Here is a 6345-nt window from a genome sequence, read left to right as displayed (position 1 = left end):
CCCCTCAATCCGCCGCACATAATAGCAGCTTACCGTGTGAGGGTGCAGCCCCAAATTCACCCAAGTTTCCGCCTCCCGCTCAAAGTTCTCCACACCTCCCGCCGCCGCCACAGCTTCTGGTTTCGGGATTTTCACCGCCAGGTCAATATTCCAGCCTAAGTGCCTAACTTTGCAGACTTTGCCAAAACTCCCCTCCCCCAAAGAGCCGGTGACTTGGTATAAGTTGAGAATGACATCACCCACATTCCACTGCGTAGATTCCTGCGGCATGGCACACCCCGCCCCCTCACACGGTATAATAATGGTTTAATGTTACCAGCTTCTGGGGGTGCCGGTGGTAATGAAGAGGGCTAAAGCCCAACTACGAACCTTTTGTTGGGCTTTAGCCCAACTACAAACCTTTGGTTGGGCATTAGCCCAGCTACAAACGGGGGGGTGCGGCATTAGCCCAACTGCAAACGGGGATGAGGGTACGGGAGAGACATCGATCGCGATTAACCGGAATTTGTTTAATTCTTGAACTCCAAATGTCGGCATGCAAGGGCTTTTAGTATATTAAGTTTCATTATATACGTTTAATTACTTATCTTAAGCCTGAAAGGTGTCAAGAGCGGGACCGGCAATCGGGAGGCAGCAGGCCGGTGGGAGGAGCTGTGGGGGTTGGCCAGGATGCCGGTGAGACGAAGGACGGCATGATATAGCAGCAGTCATATTGGTTAGGACATCAGTGACCTAGGGAAAAAGGCGTAGGCTAAGGCGTTCGCCGTGCCTCTTGATCTAATGTCCTAACCTAAGTGCATACTGCTATATAGGGTTTCTCATATTAGTGAGGTACTGAGAAACCCGGTTTCTTTAAGAAACCGGGTTTCTGGGCCATAGAGTAGAGTGCATTCCGCCTCAGCAGAACTCACCCTACCTATCTTGGCGGTTAAATGTTACCGCCCCGCCGCAAAAGTGAGCGCAATTTCTGCAGGGGATTTTGGTTATTTCGCGGCTTCAACTCCCGCAACCGCCGGCGCAATTGCTGGTGATTCACCGGCTCGCCCGCATACCGCCAGCGCACATAAGCTTCGGAGATTTCATCAATCACCGCAGCCGTTGCCGGTGGGGCGTGCCGGTGCGACTCGCGGGCGTACTCCAAAGGCGTTTGCGCCGGGTGCTTGCGCAACCCCTGAGCTGCCAAAACCCCCAGCATTTGCTGGTAAACACCCTCCATTGCCGGCAGCTTGCCCAGCCACCGGCGGTAGCGCCAAACCCGCCACTGATTCCAGCCCAGCCAGCCCAGAAAGCCCAGACAAATCGCCAAAATCAAGCCGGTGAAAAGCCCCAGCCACCCCCGGAACAGCAAGCTCCAAAACCAGGCAAAAACCCCCAAAACAAACGAAGCGATCGCAGCAAACACCGTATTAAACAGACCAGCAACCGGCGAAGGCAGCCAGCCCGCCACCCACCGCCAAAACTGCCGCACCACACTAAACGGCTCGTAATCTTCAAGCGACGGCGGAACCACATCATGTCCCGGAATCGGGTCAAAAGCAAACCAGCCGTGACCGGGGAAATACACCTCCGCCATTGCGTAAGCGTCCGTATTGCTGACAACATAGTAGCCGGTGAACGGATTGAACTGTCCCGGATCGTAGCCCACCACGAGCCGCGCCGGAATGCCAATCGAACGCAGCATCACCGTCAGGACCGTAGAGAAGTGGTCGGGATAGCCCCCCTTATATTTAAACAGGAAAGCTTCCACCAAATCTTCATTTTTCCCCAAATGCGGGATATTTTCGATAGTGTAGTGCTGCTTCAGATATTGAGCCAGATAGAGAGCTTTTTCGTAGGCAGAGGTCAGTTCTTTTTGCGGCGCTCTCGCCACCTGTTGCTGAGCGTAATTGGCTAAAATTTGCTCAGTGAGCTGCCGCACTCTCTCAGCAGTCTTCGGGGGAAGTTGCAAGTAGTGCTGCTGGATTTCCTTGTAATTGCGGACAGTCTTGGGAGACACCGGTGGCGCTTTGCCCAACAGAGTGCGGTTGCGGTAGGGAACCTGAGAAACCACCGTGTAGGTGATCCCCTCCGCCAGCCCCACCGGCGCTCGCAAACCCCCCTCCGCATCCACCGCTATTTTGGGCGTCGGGAAGTAAAGTTGCCACGGCTGAGCCAAAGCGGGAATCAAATTAGGCATATCCGAGACAGCCGTAAAAGTCTGGATAATCTCCCGCGTGCCGCTAGCGGTTGGTTCCGGCGTCAGCCAAAATTGGTAGGACCAGGAAGGGCGCTCCTTCGTTTCAGCTTGCTCATTGCGGGTTATCTCCCAACCCTGGCCGGTGTAGCGGTCAAAGGCCAGCACGCGCCAAAAACCCTCCGCCTGCGAGCGCACCCGCATCACCACCTTGGGTTTCATTTGCCCCCGCAGGTTCATATTCATGCGGGTGTTAAAGCCGTAGTAAAACGTATCGTCTACTTCACCAGGCCCCTCTTCTGGAGTTCCCGAGCCGGTGCCTCGCCCCTGATTTCCGCTTTTGCTACCGCGAGGATTGAAAATGCGGCTGCTGTCAAAATCCCCCTGGATATCAATGGGAGCGCTCACTGGAAAAGTCCGCAACTGGTAGCCAGGAAACCGGGGCAGCAGAGCAAAAATCCCCAGCCCTATTCCCACAACTAACGTGAAAAGTAAAGCGTAAAAACCGAAAAAGTTTTGAGTTTCTTTTTTCTTGGTTCTTGGTTCTTGGTGTTTGGTTCTTGCTGCTAGCAGTCCCAGGCGCGAGCGGTAATCCAGAACCAAAGTGGGCAGCGCGAGCGCCAAAAATAGCAGCAACAAAGGGCCGAAAGCAAGCGTCTGAGAGAGCGTGCCCGCGACTCCCAGAAGAATTAGCCCAATCACCATAGAATAGCCCAAATCCTTGCGGCGGGGCAAGTCAAAGCTGTGGAGCACCTGGACTTGGATAAGCAGCTCAGCCAAGACGATGCGGGTGTCATTCGTAGCGTCCCTCACCGAAGCGAAAAGCCCTCGGAAAAAGAACGCCAGCGCCACCAGCATGCCAATAGCCAGCAAAAACTTTACCGGCACATTGCGTTCGCGACGCCGGTGCCAGCTCCAAATCCCCCCAGCAACACTCAGGGGCACAGCCCACCAGCTGAGCTGAGTCTCTGCCGCAATATCAGTGGCCACAATCCCAACAATAACCAGGGACTGCACGAGCACCCGCAGCCAGATAGACTCCTCTGGCAGAGGTCGGGGCAGCTCCTCTAGGCGCTGCCACAACTGACCTATAACGGGTGCGGAACGCAGTTGCCGAATCCCAGACGACGAATTAGACATAAGAGAGCTTCGAGAGCGATGAGCTATCCGCTTTGTGTCTATTGTCGGTCGCCTGCCGTTCAGCTGTCAGGTTTTCTGCGGGCGGTCCAATGCGATCATGCTCCATGCCCCACGCCCCACGCCCAGTCCCTAGGGCTTAGGGCAGATGGCAAACACCAGAGGTTTCTGGTCTTGGTTGTGGAACCAGACTTCTAGAGAGTAAGTCTGATCGGGTTGTGGGTCGAACACTTCCACGCTCAGACAGCCCTCATCCGGGCGCTGTGACATTGCTCGGGTTTCGCCGCAGCGCATCTCCAAGCTGCCGCCGCAGGGCAGGTGGCACTGAACCCGCAGCCGGGGAAACTCAACCCCAGAGTGGTATTCGGCCTCCAGATCCAGCATGCCGGCGGCAGTCAGCCACTGCCGGTATTTGCGCGGCCCCGCCGGCGAGACATCGACAGTCAGAGAGCCAATAATATCCTGCGCCGCCAGCAGCGACAGAACCATTTGCTGGCGGGGAGTCGCGGCTTCGTAGCTGCTGGGCAAATCAGTCTGAGCGAGTAGAGACGCTAAATTGCGGGGTTCCGGTCTGCCCCGCTGAGCCTCCGCCCACCTGAGCACCAGCCCTGTTACCTCATTGAGCGTTTGGGGCTGGCCCGGAAACAGAGCCTCCACAGCCCGGACTAATTTAGCTCCCTGTCGCAGGGAGGATTGCACCAAGTTCTGGCACCGCTCTAGCAGTTGGACTAAAACGGGTTCGGGAACCGCGACCGGCAGATTTAGGGAAAGGAACTGGGGAGTCCAGAGCGGCTCGGGAACTTTCTCCTCTAATTGGCAGTCTGAATATTCAGACACATCACTTTCCCAGGGGAACAGCGGTGGCTTCCGCTGGATCTCAATTTGGACTCGACGCTTCAGGAGCGCATAAAAACGGTCTTGCACGGCAGGTATTTCTCCCATTTTGAGTTGTTGACCGCCTGGAGTTGGGGGGAAAGCCTCCGACGCACAGTTGCTGGATAGCGCCGGACTCCCCTCCTCCGAATCCAGGGGGTCTATGTCAGCCAACTCCAGGTCATCCACCCCGTCACCGCTCGCATCAGTACCGGGACTGGAAGGTTCTCCATCCCGGCATGAGGCATTTGTGGGGGGGTCCTGTAAAAGCCAAGCGAACAAACTTTGTAGCGCTTCTGATTCCTTATTCATTGGTAGATGTACCCTCTCCGGACACTAAACGATTGCGAATCTCCCAGGCTTGCTCGAGCAGCTTAAACCACCGTTTCTGCACTTGGTTCTGTGTGCAGCCCAAAGCTTGCGCGATCGCTGCATCGGGCAGTCCTTGCTGTTTTAACCGTAGCAATTCTGACTGGCTCGGGCCAATTTTGGATTGCAATTCTTGCCACTGCTGGGGCATCAGGCCGAGGTTGTGTTCCAAATCTGCTTCCAGCCACTGGTGGACGAGTTCCCAGCGGTGGCGGAGCGCAAACCGAATCAGGTGGTATTTGAAGCGCTGCTGCAAATAGTCCCGCTGCCGGGGAGTCAAGCCCAGAATCGCCTCAATTTCGGGAGCCGGCAAATCTTGCAACCGCAGGGCGAAGTAGTCGGCACAGTCACTTTGCTGGTGCGCTTCCAGGTAGGCGGTCAGTTCTTTAATCACTTCAGAGCGCAGATCGTCTACCATTAGCTCGGGTTCCTGGGCCACCATCTGCTCCCGCACCTGCTGCACCGAGGTGTCATTCCAAGTCTGGTCTGACTCCACACCGGCTCCCTCAGCCGCCTGCTCCATATCCACAGCCGTTTCCGGAGGCTGCTGCTGGGAGAAGGTTTGGGCCCGCAGGACGATCAGCTGCTGGCTGCGGTTCCCTCGCAGGGGGATGCGCCGCTTCCCGTAGCGCTCCGAGAAGGCCATATATTCGGCCAGTTCCAGCAGGGTTTGCGGAGTGTATTTCGAGCTCAGCTGGGCTTCCCGCCGGAAGGCGTTCAGGGATTCTACGTAAAAGTGCTGGAGAAAATCTTCAATCAGGAGCAGGCGAGCTTGATAGCTCGACTGTGCGTGGGGGGGGGTGATATAACGGTAAACGATGGCGCTCAGGGTGCTGTGCAGTTCTATCCGCCCCTGCCGGTACCCCAGCCTGTAATAATTGAGACATTGCTGCAGCCGGTGCCGAGCCAGGGTTGTGGCCCACGCTTCCACCTCTCCGGAAGCTTGAATGCGCTTGCTTTCCCTGCAGATGCGGGTTACTTCTGCGGCGATCCGGGCCGCCACGTCCCGGCAGTTCTGTTCGGTGGCCCGAGTTGACTGCCCCAGTTCATTATATAACAGCTGAAATATTGCTTCCACGCCAAAGCAGCTCTCCCATTTAATGGTTGTACGCGCGATGCATTCCCCTCGCACGAGCAGCTACAATTAAGCTGGTGAGCGGGGACAGTAGATTGAAAATTTGAGTTTTAGAGTTTAGATTTTAGATGGCTGTACCGCTCCACTCAAAATAGAAGGTTATCTTAAGATTGAGATGGATTTAGACCGGCAGATTCAAGCCCTAATTGAAAGTGCGCCCCGAGATGGAACGACGCCTCAGATTGTGGCCGCGATCGCTCCCGCACTCAAAACCCTCGCAGGCCAACTGGGCCATTCCGAGTATTACATCCTGCAAACCCTGAACCGCGACTGGGTTGTGACCACTTTAAGCAATCGGGCCCAACCCAAGGTCGAGAAAAAAGTGATTTATGCTTACCCCTCCCGCAAAGACGCAGCTGCGGGAGGTTATGCTCCCCAAAACCCTCAGCTAATTGCTTCCCCGATTCCGGCTACCCACCTTTTATTTCAAATGGTGGCCCTGGACACGGTTGACAGCATCGTTTTCTTTGAGACATCCGGCAATCTGGAAGTTGGGACGGAAGTCCGGCGCGAAGATGTGCAAAATCTGATTCAAAGCCAGTTGCAACAACTCCTGCCACCCCCGGCACGCCGTACCGGCAATCTGCCCCCTGATATTGCCTGAGTTTGGATTGGCATGAAGGCGGAACGGTGAGAGATGAATCAAACGATTCCTCCA

6 protein-coding genes are annotated in these 6345 nt (G+C 55.7%); 1 reads left to right on the top strand and 5 read right to left on the bottom strand.

The annotated features are described in order from the left end of the window. The 5 genes from OSC10802_RS52990 to hetZ form a co-directional block, all read right to left on the bottom strand. A partial coding sequence (locus tag OSC10802_RS52990; RefSeq protein ID WP_026098524.1) for a hypothetical protein occupies positions 1–270 on the bottom strand: 270 nt, incomplete at its 3' end. Positions 271–588: 318 nt separating this feature from the next. Beyond that, positions 589–711, bottom strand: coding sequence for a hypothetical protein (locus OSC10802_RS55670; RefSeq protein ID WP_255349144.1), 123 nt, complete (start codon positions 709–711; stop codon positions 589–591). 217 nt (positions 712–928) lie between these two features. Continuing rightward, complete coding sequence (locus OSC10802_RS40340) at positions 929–3313, bottom strand: transglutaminase TgpA family protein (protein WP_082218300.1); 2385 nt, start codon at positions 3311–3313, stop codon at positions 929–931. Between the two features lie 129 nt (positions 3314–3442). Continuing rightward, a complete protein-coding gene (locus OSC10802_RS0115735) occupies positions 3443–4495 on the bottom strand; it encodes a hypothetical protein (protein ID WP_017717729.1) in 1053 nt (350 codons plus the stop codon). Next, positions 4488–5630, bottom strand: a complete 1143-nt coding sequence (gene hetZ, locus OSC10802_RS0115730) for a heterocyst differentiation protein HetZ (protein ID WP_017717728.1) — start codon at positions 5628–5630, stop codon at positions 4488–4490. The genes OSC10802_RS0115735 and hetZ overlap by 8 nt, the downstream gene beginning before the upstream one ends. A gap of 172 nt (positions 5631–5802) precedes the next feature. On the opposite strand from hetZ, the gene OSC10802_RS0115725 reads away from it, so the two are divergent. Next, entirely contained in the window at positions 5803–6291 is a 489-nt protein-coding gene (locus OSC10802_RS0115725; protein ID WP_017717727.1) for a hypothetical protein, read from the top strand. The last annotated feature ends 54 nt before the right edge of the window (positions 6292–6345 follow it).

Origin of the sequence: Kamptonema formosum PCC 10802 (genome assembly GCF_000332335.1) — a bacterium.
Lineage (GTDB): Bacteria > Cyanobacteriota > Cyanobacteriia > Cyanobacteriales > Oscillatoriaceae > Oscillatoria.
Note: the sequence above shows the minus strand (reverse complement) of the source record. Positions and strands in the feature narration are given on the sequence as shown.